Raw genomic sequence first — 14,566 nt, forward strand, 5'->3', positions numbered from 1 at the left:
ATGTCGAACCCCGGCGATCCGCAGCGGTCGCAGCGGTCGCAGCACGATCGTGGGTACTACGGCGCGGGCTGGTCCCAGCCCGCGCCGCCCGCCGGTGCCCCGCAGCAGCCGGGCGGAGCGTACGGGGGACCGCAGCAGTCCGGTGTCCCGTACGGTGCGCCGCAAGGCGGCCCGTACCGCGGGCCGCAGTACGGCGGGTCCGCGCCGGCTCCGCGGCCGCCGCGGACGCCGGCGGATCCGCGTCGGGCCTTCGCTCCGGGAGCGTCGGTCACGAACACGGCCGGCGCGCTCATCGCCGTCGTGTCGATCGTCCTCGTCGAGTTCGTCTCAGGGCTCGTCGGCCTGCTCGGCGCCTCGTTCGTGGTGCACCCGTTCGCGAGCTACGGCGCGGGCGGCAGCCTGGTCGGCGGGTTCGTGTCCGGGGTGTTCGCCACGCCGTTCCCGTTCTACGCCGGGGCCTTCCTCGCGCTGGCGTTCCTCACGCCCGTCGACCGACGGAGCCCGCTGCCGACGGTGCTCCTCCGCGCCGTGCTCGCCGGGGCCGCTGGGACGATCGCCCTGGCGCTCGTCGGGGTCTTCACGGGCACGTTCAGCGCCGTCCGCTCGGGAGGCGCCCAGCTCCTCATCGACGTCGTCACCCGCCCGCTGCAGTCCGGTGTGCCGTTCACGCTGATGCTCATCGCGACGTCGACCGCGGCGTGGCTCTGGCTCGGGCGGCCCCGGGGCGGACGTCGTGCACCCGGAGCACCCGGCACGCCCGGGACGGTCCGACCGGCCGACGCGGTGCCGCCGGCGACCGTGCAGCCGTCGTCGCAGCAGGGTCAGGCGGGTCAGCCGGGGGCGCAGGGGGGCCAGGTGCCGCCGTACGCGCCGCCGCAGCCCCCGTCGAACCCCTGGGGTGGTCCGGCGCCGCGCTGAGCCGCTGAGCGGCCGCGTGCGGCTCGTGGCCGTGTGCCGTGTGCCGTGTGCCGTGTGCCGACGTGGTGCGACACGGTCGATGTCGTACGACGTCGACTTTGTCGCAGGTTGCGTGCACCATCCGTTGCGCCCGCGGGGGTGCGACATCCCCGACGTCGTCCGACCTCGGCGATGTCGTTCGGCCTCGCCACGCGCGACGGCGCCGCACCGCCACGCCACGCCACGCCCGGGAGTCGGCCGCGCGCCGAGGGAGGTGCCCGGCGGGGCGGGGGTGCGCCGCGCCTCCTGGACCGCCGCGCGCCACCGCGCCGTGCCGCGTGCGAGGTGCCGGGCAGGGTGCGAGGGTGTGACCGCCGCACCCAGCACGGAACCTCGCACCGTGCATGGCGCCACCGCGCCGTGCCGCGTGCGAGGCGCCGGGCAGGGTGCGAGGGTGCGACCGCCGCACCCAGCACGGGACCTCGCACCGTGCGTGGGCGGCCGCGCGCTCAGAACGTGTGCTTGTCCCGCTGGGCGACCCGCAGCCCGCTGCCGATCAGGCGCAGGACCAGCTCCCGCCCGGTGACCGCCGTGGCCCCCGCGGCGACGAGTTCCTCGTAGCGCGACAACGGCACGTCGTAGTGGTCGTGGTCGAACGCACGGCGTGGGATACCGACGCGTCCAGCGAACTCGTGCAGCTCGTCGTATGATGTGTCACTGACGAGGTGCGACCACAGAGTGTCGTGTGCGGGCCACGTCGGCGGGTCGATCATCACGGTCACACGGCAATCGTACGTGTGTCGCCGTTTGACCGGACCTGGGGGCATCGAGTATTCTCGATCCCTGGTGTCAGCGGGCCGTTCTGCCTGCGTCGCCGATCGGGCCCGGCCCTCCGGGAACCGCTCGTGCAGAAGTGGGCACCCGAGACTTCCCTCAAGCAGAGTTACGTAAGGATTTCCACGTGGTTTACGCAGTAGTGCGCGCCGGCGGCCGTCAGGAGAAGGTCGAGGTCGGCACGATCATCACGATCGACCGTGCCAAGGCCGACGACAAGGGCAACATCGACCTCGCCCCGGTGCTCCTCGTGGACGGTGACAAGATCACGTCGGCGGCTTCCGAGCTCGCCAACGTGACGGTCACCGCCGAGGTGCTCGAGGACCTCCGCGGTCCGAAGGTCGTCATCCAGAAGTTCAAGAACAAGACCGGGTACAAGAAGCGTCAGGGTTTCCGCGCTGAGCTCACCCGCGTCAAGATCACCTCGATCGCGTAAGGCGGGAGTAGAAGATGGCACACAAGAAGGGTGCGAGCTCCACTCGCAACGGTCGTGACTCGAACGCACAGCGCCTCGGCGTGAAGCGCTTCGGTGGCGAGGTCGTCAACGCCGGTGAGATCATCCTCCGCCAGCGCGGTACCCACTTCCACCCGGGCGCCAACGTCGGCCGCGGTGGCGACGACACGCTGTTCGCCCTCTCGGCCGGTGCGGTCGAGTTCGGCACCAAGGGCGGCCGCAAGGTCGTCAACATCGTCAACGCGTAAGCAGTTCGACGATCTGACTCTGCGGGAGGGGCGGGCCACGTGGCCGCCCCTCCCGTTCTTTCGTTGCAACACCAAGGAGTGGACCCATGGCGACCTTCGTCGACCGCGTGACCCTGCACCTCACCGCGGGGAACGGCGGCAACGGCTGCGTGTCGGTCCGCCGTGAGAAGTTCAAGCCGCTGGCCGGCCCGGACGGCGGCAACGGCGGTGACGGTGGCGACATCGTCCTCGTCGCCGACCCCCAGGTGACGACCCTGCTCGGCTACCACCGCTCGCCGCACCGTTCCTCCAAGAACGGGCAGCCCGGCATGGGCGACATGCGGAGCGGCATCAGCGGTGAGACGCTCGAGCTCCCGCTGCCGATCGGCACCGTCGTGTACGACGAGAACGGCGACGTCCTCGCGGACATGACCGAGCCGGGCATGCGCGTCGTCATCGCCCCCGGCGGTCAGGGCGGTCTCGGCAACGCCGCGCTCTCGACCACGAAGCGCAAGGCCCCCGGTTTCGCGCTGCTCGGCACCGAGGGCTGGGCCGGTGACGTCAGCCTCGAGCTGAAGACCATCGCCGACGTCGCCCTCGTCGGGTTCCCGAGCGCCGGCAAGTCCTCGCTCATCGCCGCGATCTCCGCCGCGAAGCCGAAGATCGCCGACTACCCGTTCACGACCCTCACGCCGAACCTCGGCGTCGTCGAGTCCGGATCCACCCGCTTCACCGTCGCCGACGTCCCCGGTCTGATCGAGGGCGCGTCGGAGGGCAAGGGCCTCGGCCTCGAGTTCCTCCGTCACGTCGAGCGCTGCGAGGCACTCCTGCACGTGATCGACTGCGCCACGCTCGACCCCGGCCGTGACCCGATCAGCGACCTCGACGTCATCCTCGGCGAGCTCGAGCGCTACCCGGTCCCCGAGGGCCAGGTGCCGCTGCTCGAGCGCCCGCAGATGATCGCGCTCAACAAGGTCGACGTGCCCGAGGCCGAAGAACTCGCCGCCTTCGTGCGCGACGAGCTCGAGGGCCGTGGCTACCGCGTCTTCCCGATCTCGACCGCGTCCCGCAAGGGCCTGCGCGAGCTGACGTTCGCGCTGGCCGACGTCGTGGAGCAGGCCCGCGCCTCCCGTGCCGCCGAGCCGGTGGCCGAGCGCATCGTCCTCCGTCCCAAGGCGGTCGACGACAAGCCCTTCACCATCCGCGCCGAAGGCGGCGAGGAACACCGCTTCTACCGCATCCGCGGTGCGAAGCCGGAGCGCTGGGTGCAGCAGACCGACTTCACGAACGAAGAGGCGATCGGCTACCTCGCCGACCGCCTGGCGAAGCTCGGCGTCGAGGACGGCCTGTTCAAGGCCGGAGCCGTCGCCGGGTCCACCGTCGTCATCGGTGGCGACGGCGGCACGATCTTCGACTGGGAGCCCACGCTCACCTCGACCGCGGAGCTCATCACGAGCGCCCGCGGTACCGACGCCCGGATCGGCGCGACCTCGCGTCCGACCCGCAACGAGCGTCGCGAGGAGTACTTCGAGCGCATGGACGCCAAGGCCGCGGCGCGTGCCGAGCTCGAGCAGGAGCGCATCGCCGGGCTGTGGGCGGAGGACGGAGACCTGTCTCCCGCCGAAGCAGACCGGGACGACAGGGACTGACCACGGCATGACCGACACGACCGCACGCACCGACCTCGGACCCGTCACCCGGCGCGAGGACATCCCGCGTGCCAAGCGGATCGTGGTCAAGGTCGGGTCGTCGTCGGTCAGCGGTGACAACACCGGGCAGATCGCTCCGCTCGTGGACGCCATCGCGGCAGCGCACGCCCGGGGGACCGAGGTCGTCCTCGTGTCCTCCGGCGCCATCGCCACCGGGTTCCCGTTCCTCGGGCTCGAGGGCCGCCCCGACGACCTCGCCACCCAGCAGGCCGCCGCCGCGACCGGGCAGAACGTCCTGATGTTCCGGTACCAGAAGGAACTCGACCGGCACGCGGTCGTCGCGGCGCAGATCCTCCTGACCGCGGGGGACCTGCAGAACCCGACGCACCGGGTGAACGCGCAGCGGGCCATCGACCGGCTGCTCGCGCTTCGGGTGCTGCCGATCGTGAACGAGAACGACACCGTGGCGACGCACGAGATCCGCTTCGGGGACAACGACCGGCTCGCGGCGCTCGTGGCCCGGCTGCTCGGGGCCGATGCGCTCGTGCTGCTGTCCGACGTGGAGTCGCTCTACACGCGGCCCCCGGAGCAGCCCGGCGCGGAGCCGATCACGCACGTGCCGTTCGGCGACGAGCTCGCCGGGGTCACGTTCGGGTCGATCGGTGCCGCGGGCGTGGGGACCGGGGGAGCGGGGACGAAGGTCGCTGCCGCCCGGCTCGCGGCCGAGGCCGGCACGGCGGTGCTCGTGACGGCGACGGCGCTCGTGGAGCGGGCGTTGGCGGGGGAGCAGGTCGGGACCTGGTTCGAGGCGGCGGCGCGGGGCTGACGGGGTACGGGAGGCGCGGGTCGGCTTCGACGCGCCGCTCACGTCCGCCGAGGGGGCATTGTTCGTCACGCTCGGCGCCTCCGAGCGACGGATTCCGCGACCTCGGCGGCACGCCTGCGGCGTGTCGTGCCCGCTCGCGGGGCGCGCGGACCGAGGGGCGAGGGCGCTGCGGGCGTGTGCTGACTCCTCCACAGGAGCCGCGCCTCCAGGGCCCTCCACAGGTGAGCCGGACCGCCGTCATGTGGCGGACCCCCGCGCCTAGAATCGAGCCATGTCGCTGACCGCATCCGCCCCGACCCTGACCGACAAGCTCGTCGCTGCGCGCGACGCGGCGTCGGTCCTCGCCACGGCGACGACCGCGGTGAAGGACGCGGCGCTCCTCGCGATCGCGGCGGGCGTGCGACAGGCGACGGACGAGATCGTCGCGGCCAACCACGAGGACCTCCTGGCGGGCGAGGAGAGCGGGCTCTCGTCCGGGCTCCTGGACCGGCTGCGGCTCGATCCCGTCCGTATCGACGCCCTCGCCGCCGCGGTCGAGCACGTCGTCGGCCTCACCGACCCGGTCGGGCAGCACGTCCGCGGGTCGCGGTTGCCGAACGGGCTGCAGCTCTCCCAGGTGCGGGTGCCGTTCGGGGTCGTCGGCGCGATCTACGAAGCGCGGCCGAACGTCACGGTCGACATCGCCAGCCTCGCGCTGAAGAGCGGCAACGCGGTCGTGCTCCGGGGCGGCTCGGCGGCGCAGCGCACCAACGCGGTGCTCGTCGCCCGGATCCAGGACGCCGTCGCCTCGGCGGGGTTGCCGCGCGAACTCGTGCAGACGATCGACGAGTTCGGGCGTGCCGGCGCGACCGACCTGATGCGGGCGCGCGGGCTCGTCGACGTGCTCATCCCGCGGGGCAGCGCGTCACTGATCCAGACCGTCGTGACCGAGTCGCAGGTGCCCGTGATCGAGACGGGTGCCGGGGTCGTCCACGTGTTCCTCGACGAGTCGGCACCGCTCGACCGGTCGATCGACATCGTCCTGAACAGCAAGGTGCAGCGGCCCAGCGTGTGCAACGCGCTCGAGACGCTCCTCGTGCACGAGCGGGCGGCCGACCGGCTCCTGCCCGCGCTGGCCGACCGGCTCCGGGCCGCGGGCGTCACGCTCCGCGGTGACGACGCCACGCGGGTGCTCGTGCCCGGTGTGCTCCGGGCGACGGACGACGACTGGGCGACCGAGTCGATGGACCTCGACCTGTCCGTCCGCGTGGTGCCCGACGTCGATGCGGCGATGGCGCACATCGCGCGCTGGTCGACGCACCACACCGAGTCGATCGTCACGAACGACATCGACACGGCCGAGCGCTTCCTGGCCGAGGTCGACTCCGCGGTCGTGATGGCGAACGCCTCGACGCGGTTCACCGACGGCGGGGAGTTCGGGTTCGGTGCCGAGGTGGGGATCTCCACGCAGAAACTGCACGCTCGTGGGCCGATGGGGCTGCCCGAGCTGACGAGCACGAAGTGGATCGTGCGCGGGCAGGGACAGATCCGCGGCTAGACTGAACGGCGAATTCCCCCGACCGAACGGAGCATCGGATCAATGACCTTCCTCGCAGAAGCCGCTGAGCACGCCTCGGGGGTCCCCGCGTACGTGTTCCCGCTCGTCGGTGCCCTCTTCTTCGCGTTCCTCGGGTTCGTGACCTGGAGCTTCCGCGACGTGGCCTACCGCCACTCGCACAAGTTCGAGGCCACGCGCACCCACGAGACGGGTGTCGACGAGTTCGGTCGCGCCGAGCACTGACCCGCGACTCCATGCTCGAGAGCACGGGGCGGCCTCGCATCGGCGTGATGGGTGGCACGTTCGACCCGATCCACAACGGCCACCTCGTGGCAGCGTCCGAGGTGGCGCGCGCGTTCGACCTCGACGAAGTGGTCTTCGTCCCCACGGGGCAGCCGTACATGAAGTCCGGTGTGACCGACGCCGAGCACCGCTACCTCATGACCGTCGTCGCCACGGCGTCGAACCCGATGTTCACCGTGAGCCGCGTGGACATCGACCGCCCGGGCCCGACCTACACGGTCGACACGCTGAAGGACCTGCACGAGCAGCGACCCGACGCGCAGCTGGTCTTCATCTCCGGCGCAGACGCCGTCCAGCAGATTGTCGACTGGAAGGACCATGATGGCCTCTGGGACCTCGCGCACTTCGTCGCTGTGACACGTCCGGGACACGCCTTGAGCATCACGGGTCTGCCCGAACGAGACGTAAGCTTGCTCGAAGTTCCCGCGCTGGCAATATCGTCGACCGACTGCCGCGACCGGGTGAGACGTGGTTTCCCCGTGTGGTACTTGGTCCCCGACGGTGTCGTCCAGTACATCTCCAAGCACCATCTGTATCGGAGCGTTGCATGAGTTCGTCCGACGCGCAGCCGCCCCTGTCGCGGCGCCAGGCGCGCGAGCGGGAGCGTGCCGCCGCGGGCGGTGCGCAGCCCGTGACGCCGCCCCCGACCGTCGCCGCCCCGGCCGAGCAGCCGGAAGTGCGCCACCGTCCCGGCAGCCACGTCGCTCCCGCCCCCGGCGCACCCGCACAGTCCGCCGTGCCGTCGTCGGCCTCGTCCGGCGGCTCCGGTGTGCCGTCGATGCCCCCGGCCTCGGCGACCGAGATCGTCCCCGGCTCGGGCGGACTCACCCGTAGGCAGATCCGGCAGCTGCGTGCGGCCGAGGGACAGGCGATCCAGCCCGTCCCGCTGCAGAACCCGACGCCGCAGTCGTCCGACCGCACCGTCGAGGACGTCCTCGGCTCGGTCGACGCGCTGCACGGTGGACCGGAGCGCCCCGGCACGCCGGACGCGACGGGCACGTCGGCCGCCGCCGAGCCCGAGCCCTCGGCCGAGACGGTCGTGCTCGACCAGGCAGCCGTGGCGCAGGCGACCGAGGCGGACGGATCGCCCGACGCGGTCGAGCCCCTCGAGGAAGCCGCCGCCCACAGCGAAGAGCCGCGTCGCCACCGTTCGACCTGGGCCCCGCCCGAGGCCACCGAGCCGTCCGACACCGAAGCCGACTCGGACACGCCGGACGCGCCGGACGTTCCTGCCACGGCGCAGCCGACCCCGATCGAGTCCTCCACGCCGGCGGTGTTCCCGCTCTCGCTGGACGAGGACGACACGAACGAGGTCCCGGTCCAGAACGCCGCCCAGCCCGCGCGTGCTGCCTCGGCACCCACGTCGAGTGGCGCGCCGTCGTCCGCCGGCGACACCGATGGCGACGCCGATGCCCCCCGCGTGCCGGCCTCGTTCCAGCGTCCGGCCGAGCCGAAGCCCCTCACGACCGCGTTCGAGCCGCCCGTCGGCCACTGGTCGCAGCAGGCGCACGACTCGAACGACGCCGAGGTCCACGACGAGGAGACCGGCACCCGCCGCGTCGCCGTGACCAACACGAACGCGATCATCCTGCCGAACTCGGCCCTCGCCGACCCGACGGGCGCGCTGAACGCCACGGGCGAGGTCATCCTCACCGGCTCGATCGACCTGCCGGCGTCGCTGTCCTCGACCGGATCGCACCGGCCGATCGACGGTGCCGAGGTCGACCGTCTGCTCGAGCAGCACGACGAACAGCCCGACACGGACGCCAGCCCGGTCCGTGCCAGCCGTGCGGTGTCGAGCCACACCTCCACGCGGCAGGTCGTCCTCGCGGCGGCCAAGCCGAAGGAGTCGCGCACGCCACTCATCCTCGGCGTGACGGTCGGTGCCGTCGGCGTCGCCGCTGCAGCCGTCATCATCGTGGCCCTCGTCACGACCCACACGTTCTGAGTCCTCCCCACCGCGCACGGCCTGGCCGTGTGTCGGTGGGTGGCTTATGATCGTGACCCATCAAGCGATCCGGCAGCCTGCCAGGTCGACCGACCGGAAGGAATCCGTGACCGCCTCCTCACGCGCAGTGGAACTCGTGCAGATCGCCGCCCAGGCGGCCGACGCCAAGCAGGCCGAGGACCTCGTCGCCCTCGACGTGACCGGGCCGCTGCAGCTCACCGACGTGTTCCTGCTCGCGACCGGCCGGAACGAGCGCAACGTGCTCGCCATCGCGGACGAGATCGAAGAGCGCCTCCTCGAAGCCGGGGCCAAGCCGCTCCGTCGTGAAGGCCGGAGCGAGGGCCGCTGGGTCCTCATCGACTTCGGCGACATCGTCGTGCACGTCTTCCACGAAGAAGACCGCCAGTACTACTCGCTCGAGCGTCTCTGGTCGGACTGCCCGACCATCCCGCTCGAGCTCCCGGTGGACCACACCGCGTAGCTGCGACGCGCCCGGGTGGCGGCGACGATTTCGTCACCCGGCGTTCGCATGGTGTACGCTTCTATGGTGCCTCCGGGGAACGGGGGCACACTGAAGTCGGTGGGAACACCAACACTTCGGGTCTGTGGCGCAGCTGGTAGCGCACCTGCATGGCATGCAGGGGGTCAGGGGTTCGAGTCCCCTCAGATCCACCATCACCCCCGCGGTTCTCCGGAACCGCGGGGGTCTTCTCGTTCCGGGGACGCGCGCCCGAGGCGATCCGGCTCCCGCGTCCCCAGTACGCTGAGCGCATGAGCAGCGACGCACCCCTGTCCGGTTCCGCCCTGACGATCACCGCCGGCGGCTACACGGCCGAGATCGCCTCGGTGGGGGCGACACTGCGGACGTTCCGGTTCGAGGGACGCGACCTGGTCGTGCCGTTCGACGCCGACGAGGTCCGCCCGGCCTTCCGCGGAGCCGTCCTGGCGCCGTGGCCGAACCGGGTCGTCGACGGGAAGTACACGTTCGGCGGGACCGAGCACGAGCTCGCGCTGACCGAGCCGAAGCGGCAGCACGCCCTGCACGGGCTGGTCGCCTGGACCGACTTCCGGATCGTCGCGCACGAACCGGACCGCGCGGTCCTCGCCACGACGGTGCCCGCCCAGGACGGGTACCCGTTCCGCGTCGAGGTACTGGTCGAGTACCGCGTCGACGGCGAGGGGCTGCACACGACGATCACCGGCACGAACACCGGTGCCGACGCGGCACCGTGGGGGACCGGTCCGCACCCGTACCTCGTCGCCGGCGAGGGTCGTGTCGACGACTGGACCCTGACGCTGCCCGCGGCCGAGGTGCTCGAGGTCACCGAGGACCGCCTCGTCCCGACGGGCCTCGCGCCCGTGCACGACGAGTTCGACCTGCGCTCCGCGACGCGCATCGGCGACCGGTTCATCGACCACGCCTTCACCGGGTTCGACCGCGACGCCGACGGCACCGCGACGATCGTCCTCACCGCCGCCGACGGCCGCGGTGTCCGTGCCTCGTTCGGCCCGGAGTGCGGGTGGGCGCAGGTGCACACCGCCGACCACGTCGTGCCGGAGTACCACCGTGCGGGTCTCGCGGTCGAGCCGATGACCTGTGCGCCGGACGCCTTCAACGCCGGGTCCGACGCCGGACTCGTCGTGCTCGAGCCCGGGTCCTCGTCGGCGGCCTCGTGGACGATCGCGGCGGTCTGACGGCAGCACCCGCGTCCGCCCGGATCGAGGTCCGGCGGCTGCCGTCGACTCCCGACCTCGGCGCCCTCGCCGCCGCGTCCGGCGCCGACGTGGTCTGGCTCGACTCCTCGCTGCCGGCCGGTTCGCCCCCGACCGCGCGCGCCCGTGCCCGGTGGTCGGTCCTGGCGCTGACGGACGGCCCGTTCGCAGCGCGGTTCCGGCACGAGACGCGACGGGCGTTCGTCGAGACGACCCCGGCGTCCCGATCGTGGTTCGGGGGCGTCGCGACCGCCGAGGGATCGGACCGACCCGCTTTCGCGGTCCTCACCGAGTTGCTCGCGCGCACCCCGGTGCTGCCGGAACCGGTCGCGGGCTGCGGCTTCGCGCTCGGGTGGGTCGGGTTCCTCGGCTACGAGCTCGGTCGCGAGTCGGGCGGCGTCGACCGGACGGCCGAGGGGCACGCGGACGCGGACCTGCGGTTCGTCGACCGCGCGGTGGTCGTGGACGCCGCCGGTGACGCCTGGGCACTCGCCCTGGCGAGCGATGCGGAACCCGGGGCCAGCGCGCGGAACCGCGCATGGCTGGAGACGGTGACCGCTCCGGTCACGCGGGTCGACGTCGACGACGTGGCCCCGTTCCTCCCGGGCCCCGCTCCGGCGACCGGGCGCGTCACGCGCGCCGCCTACGAGACGGCGGTGGACGCGTGCCGCGCGGAGATCCGTGCGGGCAACGCGTTCCAGGTGTGCCTCACGACCGCCTTCGCGGTGCCGCCGGTCCAGGAGGCGCGGCGGGGCTCCGCCACGGACCCCCACCTGACCGAGTACCTGCGGCTGCGCGCGGCGGACCCCGTCCCGTTCGGTGCGTACCTGCGGCTCGGCCCGCTGCGCGTGGCGAGCCGGTCTCCTGAGCGGTTCCTGCGGATCGATGCGTCCGGGACGGTGTCCGCGGAGCCGATCAAGGGGACCCGTCGGCGCTCCGACGACCCTGTGGAGGACGAAGCGGTCCGTGCCGGACTCGCCGTGAGCGCGAAGGACCGTGCCGAGAACGTCATGATCGTCGACCTGCTCCGGAACGACCTGCTCCGGACGGCGGTACCGGGGTCGGTGCACGTCGACCGGCTCTGTGACGTCGAGACGTACGCGAGCGTGCACCAGATGGTGTCGACGATCGGTGCGGTCCTGCCCGAGGGGACGTCGCGGGCAGCCGTGGTGCACGCCGCGTTCCCGCCGGGGTCGATGACCGGCGCGCCGAAGATCAGTGCCATGGGGATCGCGGATCGGCTCGAGGACGGGCCTCGCGGGCTGTACTCGGGTGCGATCGGGTACTTCTCGGCCAGCGGCGCGGTCGACCTGTCGGTGGTGATCCGCACACTGGTGACGGTCATCGACGACCGGGGCACGGTGCGGTCGCGGTCGTTCGGTGCCGGCGGCGCGGTGACGTGGTCGTCGGTCGCCACGGACGAGGCGGACGAGGTCGAGACGAAGACGCGCTCGGTGCTCGCCGGTGTGGGGGCCGTCGCCCGCTGGTGACGGCGGATCGTCGGGCGGCGGTGCCGGAGTACTCCTCCACAGGGCGCTGATCCACCGCTCACACGGCGTGTCGAACGCGTGTTCGAAGCAACTGTCCACAGGATGTCGGACCCGATTGACATCATCGAACACATGTTCGAATATGAGGGCATGCAGACGGCGGCGGCACTCCGATCGCCCGGGGCTCACCCAGAGCCGACCGGGCGGCCCGGTCCTGCCCGGCCGGTGCGGCGGGTCGACCACCTCGGTGACGCCCGCGCCGCACTCGAACGGATCACCTCGCTGCGGTCGCGTGTGGCCGAGATGGAGTCCACCCGGGTCGACACCGAGGGGCTGCCCACGGCCGAGGCGCTCGCACCGCTCCTGCCGGGTGGCGCGATCCGCGTGGGCGGGTCCTACTCGGTGCACGAGTCGGTGCTCCTCGCGATGACGATGCTGCAGGCAGCCTCGGCCGCCGGTGCCTGGTGCGCGGTGGTGGGGGTGCCGTCCTTCGGGGTCGAGGCAGCGGCCGCGGCCGGCATCGACCTCGAACGGCTCGTGCTCGTGCCGGACCCGGGCGACCAGTGGCTCACCGTGACGGCCGCGCTGGCGGACGTCGCCCAGATCGTCCTCACCCGTCCGCTCGGTCGGGTGGTGCCCGGCGACGTCTCCCGGCTGTCGGCACGGCTGCGTCAGCGTGGTGGGGCGCTCGTCGCGCTCGGGTCCTGGCCCGGGGCCGACGTCTCGCTGCGGGTGACCCGGTCCGAGTGGAGCGGCATCGGGGACGGGCACGGCTTCCTGACGGAACGACGGGTCACGGTGTCGGCGTCCGGTCGTGCCGGAGCGGGGCGACCGGTGGACGCCGACCTGCTGCTGCCCGCGGCGGACGGCACGGTCCGGGCCGCCGTCCCCACCGCTGCGGCGTCCGGCCCCGGCCGGACGACACCCGTGCTGCGTCCCGTGGCGGTGGCGTCGTGAGCCCCCGGGGCGGCGGCCGGACCCGGACGACCGGGTCCCGGGTCACCGGTGCCCTCGCCGGACGCGGGCCCGGGGCCGGCGCGGGTGCGGCGGGCGTGCCCGATGCGCGGTCGATCCGAGCCGACGCACTCGCCCGCGGTGGGGCGCTGCCCGAGCCCCCGCCGACCCGGACGATCGTGCTGTGGTGCCCGGACTGGCCGGTGATCGCGGCCGCTCGCGCTGCCGGGTCGCCGCCGGACCACCCGTTCGCCCTCGTGGTGAAGGGCCAGGTGTACGCCAGTTCCGCCAGTGCTCGGCAGCACGGCGTGGTCCGTGGGCTCCGCGTGCGCGAGGCACAGGCGCGCTGCCCCGAGCTCGTCGTGCAGCCCTACGACGACGCGCTCGACCACCGGGCGTTCGAACCGGTCATCCGCGCGGTCGAGGCGGCGGTCCCCGGTGTCGAGGTGCTCCGCCCGGGCACCCTCGCGCTGCGGTCCCGCGGGCCGGCCCGGTACTACGGCGGAGAACGAGCCGCCGCGGCGACCCTCGCCGGCATCGCTGCCGACCACGGCGCTCCCGGGGTGCGCGCCGGCGTCGCGGACACCCCGTTCGCCGCCGAACAGGCCGCACGGGCTCGCCCGGCACGTCCGGGGGAGCGGGTGCGGATCGTGCCCGTCGACGGCTCGGCGCCGTTCCTGGCCGGGCTGCCGCTCGGCGTGCTCGGCGACGCCGACCTCGCGATGCTGCTCGGGCGCCTCGGCATCCAGACCCTCGGCGAGTTCGCCGCGCTGGCCGACGAACAGGTGCGCGACCGGTTCGGACTCGCCGGGGCGTTCCTGCACCGGCTCGCCGGCGGTCGTGACCCGCGAGAGGTCGCGGCGCGCGCGGTCCCGCCCGAACTCCGGGTCGAGGCGTCGTTCGAACCCCCGCTCGACCGTGCCGACCAGATCGCGTTCGCGTTCCGTCGCTCCGCCGACGACTTCGCCGCACGCCTCCGGGCAGCCGGACTCGTCGCCACCACGATCCGGGTCGGCATCGTCGACGAGCGGGACATCCTGCTCGAGCGCACGTGGGTGCACCCGCGGTGGTTCGACGCCGCCGACGTGGTGGACCGGGTGCGCTGGCAGCTCGCCGGTGGGGTGGACCCGACCGGGCTCGAGGCGCCGGTCGTCCAGGTGGTGCTCGAGCCCGTCGCGGTCGACGACATGGCGAACCACGAACGCGGGCTCTGGGGGACCGGACCGGACGAACGCGTGCACCACGGTCTCGCCCGCGTGCAGGGACTGGTCGGGCACGACGGGGTGGTCACGCCACGGATCGGCGGCGGGCGCACCCTGGCCGAACGCGTGGTGCTCGTGCCGTGGGGCGACGCTCCCGCCGGTGGCGAGCGTGCGCTGGCGACCGTCCGCGACCGCCCGTGGCCCGGCAAGCTTCCCGGTCCGCCGCCGGCGACCGTGCTCGACCGTCCGCGCCCGGTGGACGTCGTCACCGGCGACGGCGGCACCGTCGACGTCGACGACCGCGGCGTCCTCACCGGGGTCCCGGAACGGTTCCGTGCCGAGGGGGAGCGAGGTGGCCGGTTCGACGCCGTGACCGCGTGGGCCGGACCGTGGCCGCTCGTCGTGCGCTGGTGGGAGGCCGGCGGACGCCGACTCCACCGGTTGCAGCTCGTCGACGCCGACGGACGTGCGTGGTACCTCGTGCTCGCCGACCACCGGTGGTGGGCCGAGGCGGTGGCGACGTGACCGCCCG

At 73.0% G+C, this 14,566-nt stretch carries 15 protein-coding genes and 1 tRNA gene; 15 read left to right on the forward strand and 1 reads right to left on the reverse strand.

The genetic code is table 11. The features are described 5' to 3' along the window. Complete coding sequence (locus WFH25_RS11945; RefSeq protein WP_336697835.1) at positions 1-918, forward strand: hypothetical protein; 918 nt, start codon at positions 1-3, stop codon at positions 916-918. 488 nt (positions 919-1,406) lie between these two features. Here WFH25_RS11945 and WFH25_RS11950 read toward each other — a convergent pair whose 3' ends face one another. After that, positions 1,407-1,670, reverse strand: coding sequence for a DUF4031 domain-containing protein (locus WFH25_RS11950; RefSeq protein WP_229085138.1), 264 nt, complete (start codon positions 1,668-1,670; stop codon positions 1,407-1,409). 188 nt (positions 1,671-1,858) lie between these two features. Here WFH25_RS11950 and rplU point away from each other — a divergent pair, with 188 nt between their 5' ends. The 14 genes from rplU to WFH25_RS12020 all read left to right on the forward strand — a co-directional run bounded on the left by rplU (position 1,859) and on the right by WFH25_RS12020 (position 14,559). Next, on the forward strand, positions 1,859-2,167 hold the full coding sequence (gene rplU, locus WFH25_RS11955) for a 50S ribosomal protein L21 (RefSeq protein WP_022905369.1): 309 nt from the start codon (positions 1,859-1,861) through the stop codon (positions 2,165-2,167). Between the two features lie 14 nt (positions 2,168-2,181). Further along, complete coding sequence (gene rpmA, locus WFH25_RS11960) at positions 2,182-2,433, forward strand: 50S ribosomal protein L27 (RefSeq protein WP_070416551.1); 252 nt, start codon at positions 2,182-2,184, stop codon at positions 2,431-2,433. 86 nt (positions 2,434-2,519) lie between these two features. Beyond that, positions 2,520-4,061 carry a GTPase ObgE gene (obgE, locus tag WFH25_RS11965; RefSeq protein ID WP_070416550.1) on the forward strand — a complete coding sequence of 514 codons (1,542 nt, stop codon included), beginning with the start codon at positions 2,520-2,522 and terminating at the stop codon, positions 4,059-4,061. Between the two features lie 7 nt (positions 4,062-4,068). Continuing rightward, the gene (gene proB, locus WFH25_RS11970) at positions 4,069-4,887 is read left to right on the forward strand and encodes a glutamate 5-kinase (RefSeq protein WP_254789344.1); all 819 of its coding nucleotides are present in this window, start codon (positions 4,069-4,071) and stop codon (positions 4,885-4,887) included. Positions 4,888-5,158: 271 nt separating this feature from the next. After that, entirely contained in the window at positions 5,159-6,424 is a 1,266-nt protein-coding gene (locus WFH25_RS11975) for a glutamate-5-semialdehyde dehydrogenase (RefSeq protein WP_336697836.1), read from the forward strand. Between the two features lie 42 nt (positions 6,425-6,466). Then, the gene (locus WFH25_RS11980) at positions 6,467-6,667 is read left to right on the forward strand and encodes a hypothetical protein (RefSeq protein ID WP_070416548.1); all 201 of its coding nucleotides are present in this window, start codon (positions 6,467-6,469) and stop codon (positions 6,665-6,667) included. An 11-nt stretch (positions 6,668-6,678) separates the two neighbouring features. Further along, the gene (nadD, locus tag WFH25_RS11985) at positions 6,679-7,278 is read left to right on the forward strand and encodes a nicotinate-nucleotide adenylyltransferase (protein WP_022907294.1); all 600 of its coding nucleotides are present in this window, start codon (positions 6,679-6,681) and stop codon (positions 7,276-7,278) included. Next, complete coding sequence (locus tag WFH25_RS11990) at positions 7,275-8,675, forward strand: hypothetical protein (protein WP_336697837.1); 1,401 nt, start codon at positions 7,275-7,277, stop codon at positions 8,673-8,675. Before nadD ends, WFH25_RS11990 begins: the two co-directional genes overlap by 4 nt. 106 nt (positions 8,676-8,781) lie before the next feature. Continuing rightward, positions 8,782-9,156: a ribosome silencing factor gene (gene rsfS / locus WFH25_RS11995; protein ID WP_070416546.1), complete on the forward strand. Its 375-nt coding sequence runs from the start codon at positions 8,782-8,784 to the stop codon at positions 9,154-9,156. Positions 9,157-9,274: 118 nt separating this feature from the next. Continuing rightward, positions 9,275-9,350 (forward strand) — tRNA-Ala (locus WFH25_RS12000). 96 nt (positions 9,351-9,446) lie between these two features. Next, entirely contained in the window at positions 9,447-10,370 is a 924-nt protein-coding gene (locus WFH25_RS12005) for an aldose 1-epimerase family protein (protein WP_071301695.1), read from the forward strand. Then, positions 10,349-11,878, forward strand: coding sequence for an anthranilate synthase component I family protein (locus tag WFH25_RS12010; RefSeq protein WP_336697838.1), 1,530 nt, complete (start codon positions 10,349-10,351; stop codon positions 11,876-11,878). Before WFH25_RS12005 ends, WFH25_RS12010 begins: the two co-directional genes overlap by 22 nt. 132 nt (positions 11,879-12,010) lie before the next feature. Then, a complete protein-coding gene (locus WFH25_RS12015) occupies positions 12,011-12,835 on the forward strand; it encodes a hypothetical protein (RefSeq protein ID WP_175473611.1) in 825 nt (274 codons plus the stop codon). Continuing rightward, on the forward strand, positions 12,832-14,559 hold the full coding sequence (locus tag WFH25_RS12020) for a DNA polymerase Y family protein (RefSeq protein WP_229085106.1): 1,728 nt from the start codon (positions 12,832-12,834) through the stop codon (positions 14,557-14,559). The genes WFH25_RS12015 and WFH25_RS12020 overlap by 4 nt, the downstream gene beginning before the upstream one ends. The last annotated feature ends 7 nt before the right edge of the window (positions 14,560-14,566 follow it).

The sequence above is a fragment of the Curtobacterium sp. USHLN213 genome (assembly GCF_037144815.1).
GTDB lineage: Bacteria > Actinomycetota > Actinomycetes > Actinomycetales > Microbacteriaceae > Curtobacterium.

Excerpts from the sequence above, each read along its gene's own strand:
- obgE (WP_070416550.1), top strand. The coding sequence starts at position 2,520 with ATGGCGACCTTCGTCGACCGCGTGACCCTGCACCTCACCGCGGGGAAC.
- WFH25_RS11980 (WP_070416548.1), top strand. The coding sequence starts at position 6,467 with ATGACCTTCCTCGCAGAAGCCGCTGAGCACGCCTCGGGGGTCCCCGCG.
- WFH25_RS11945 (WP_336697835.1), top strand. The coding sequence starts at position 1 with ATGTCGAACCCCGGCGATCCGCAGCGGTCGCAGCGGTCGCAGCACGAT.
- WFH25_RS11975 (WP_336697836.1), top strand. The coding sequence starts at position 5,159 with ATGTCGCTGACCGCATCCGCCCCGACCCTGACCGACAAGCTCGTCGCT.
- proB (WP_254789344.1), top strand. The coding sequence starts at position 4,069 with ATGACCGACACGACCGCACGCACCGACCTCGGACCCGTCACCCGGCGC.
- WFH25_RS11950 (WP_229085138.1), bottom strand. The coding sequence starts at position 1,670 with ATGATCGACCCGCCGACGTGGCCCGCACACGACACTCTGTGGTCGCAC.
- WFH25_RS12005 (WP_071301695.1), top strand. The coding sequence starts at position 9,447 with ATGAGCAGCGACGCACCCCTGTCCGGTTCCGCCCTGACGATCACCGCC.
- WFH25_RS11990 (WP_336697837.1), top strand. The coding sequence starts at position 7,275 with ATGAGTTCGTCCGACGCGCAGCCGCCCCTGTCGCGGCGCCAGGCGCGC.
- rpmA (WP_070416551.1), top strand. The coding sequence starts at position 2,182 with ATGGCACACAAGAAGGGTGCGAGCTCCACTCGCAACGGTCGTGACTCG.
- WFH25_RS12015 (WP_175473611.1), top strand. The coding sequence starts at position 12,011 with ATGTTCGAATATGAGGGCATGCAGACGGCGGCGGCACTCCGATCGCCC.
- nadD (WP_022907294.1), top strand. The coding sequence starts at position 6,679 with ATGCTCGAGAGCACGGGGCGGCCTCGCATCGGCGTGATGGGTGGCACG.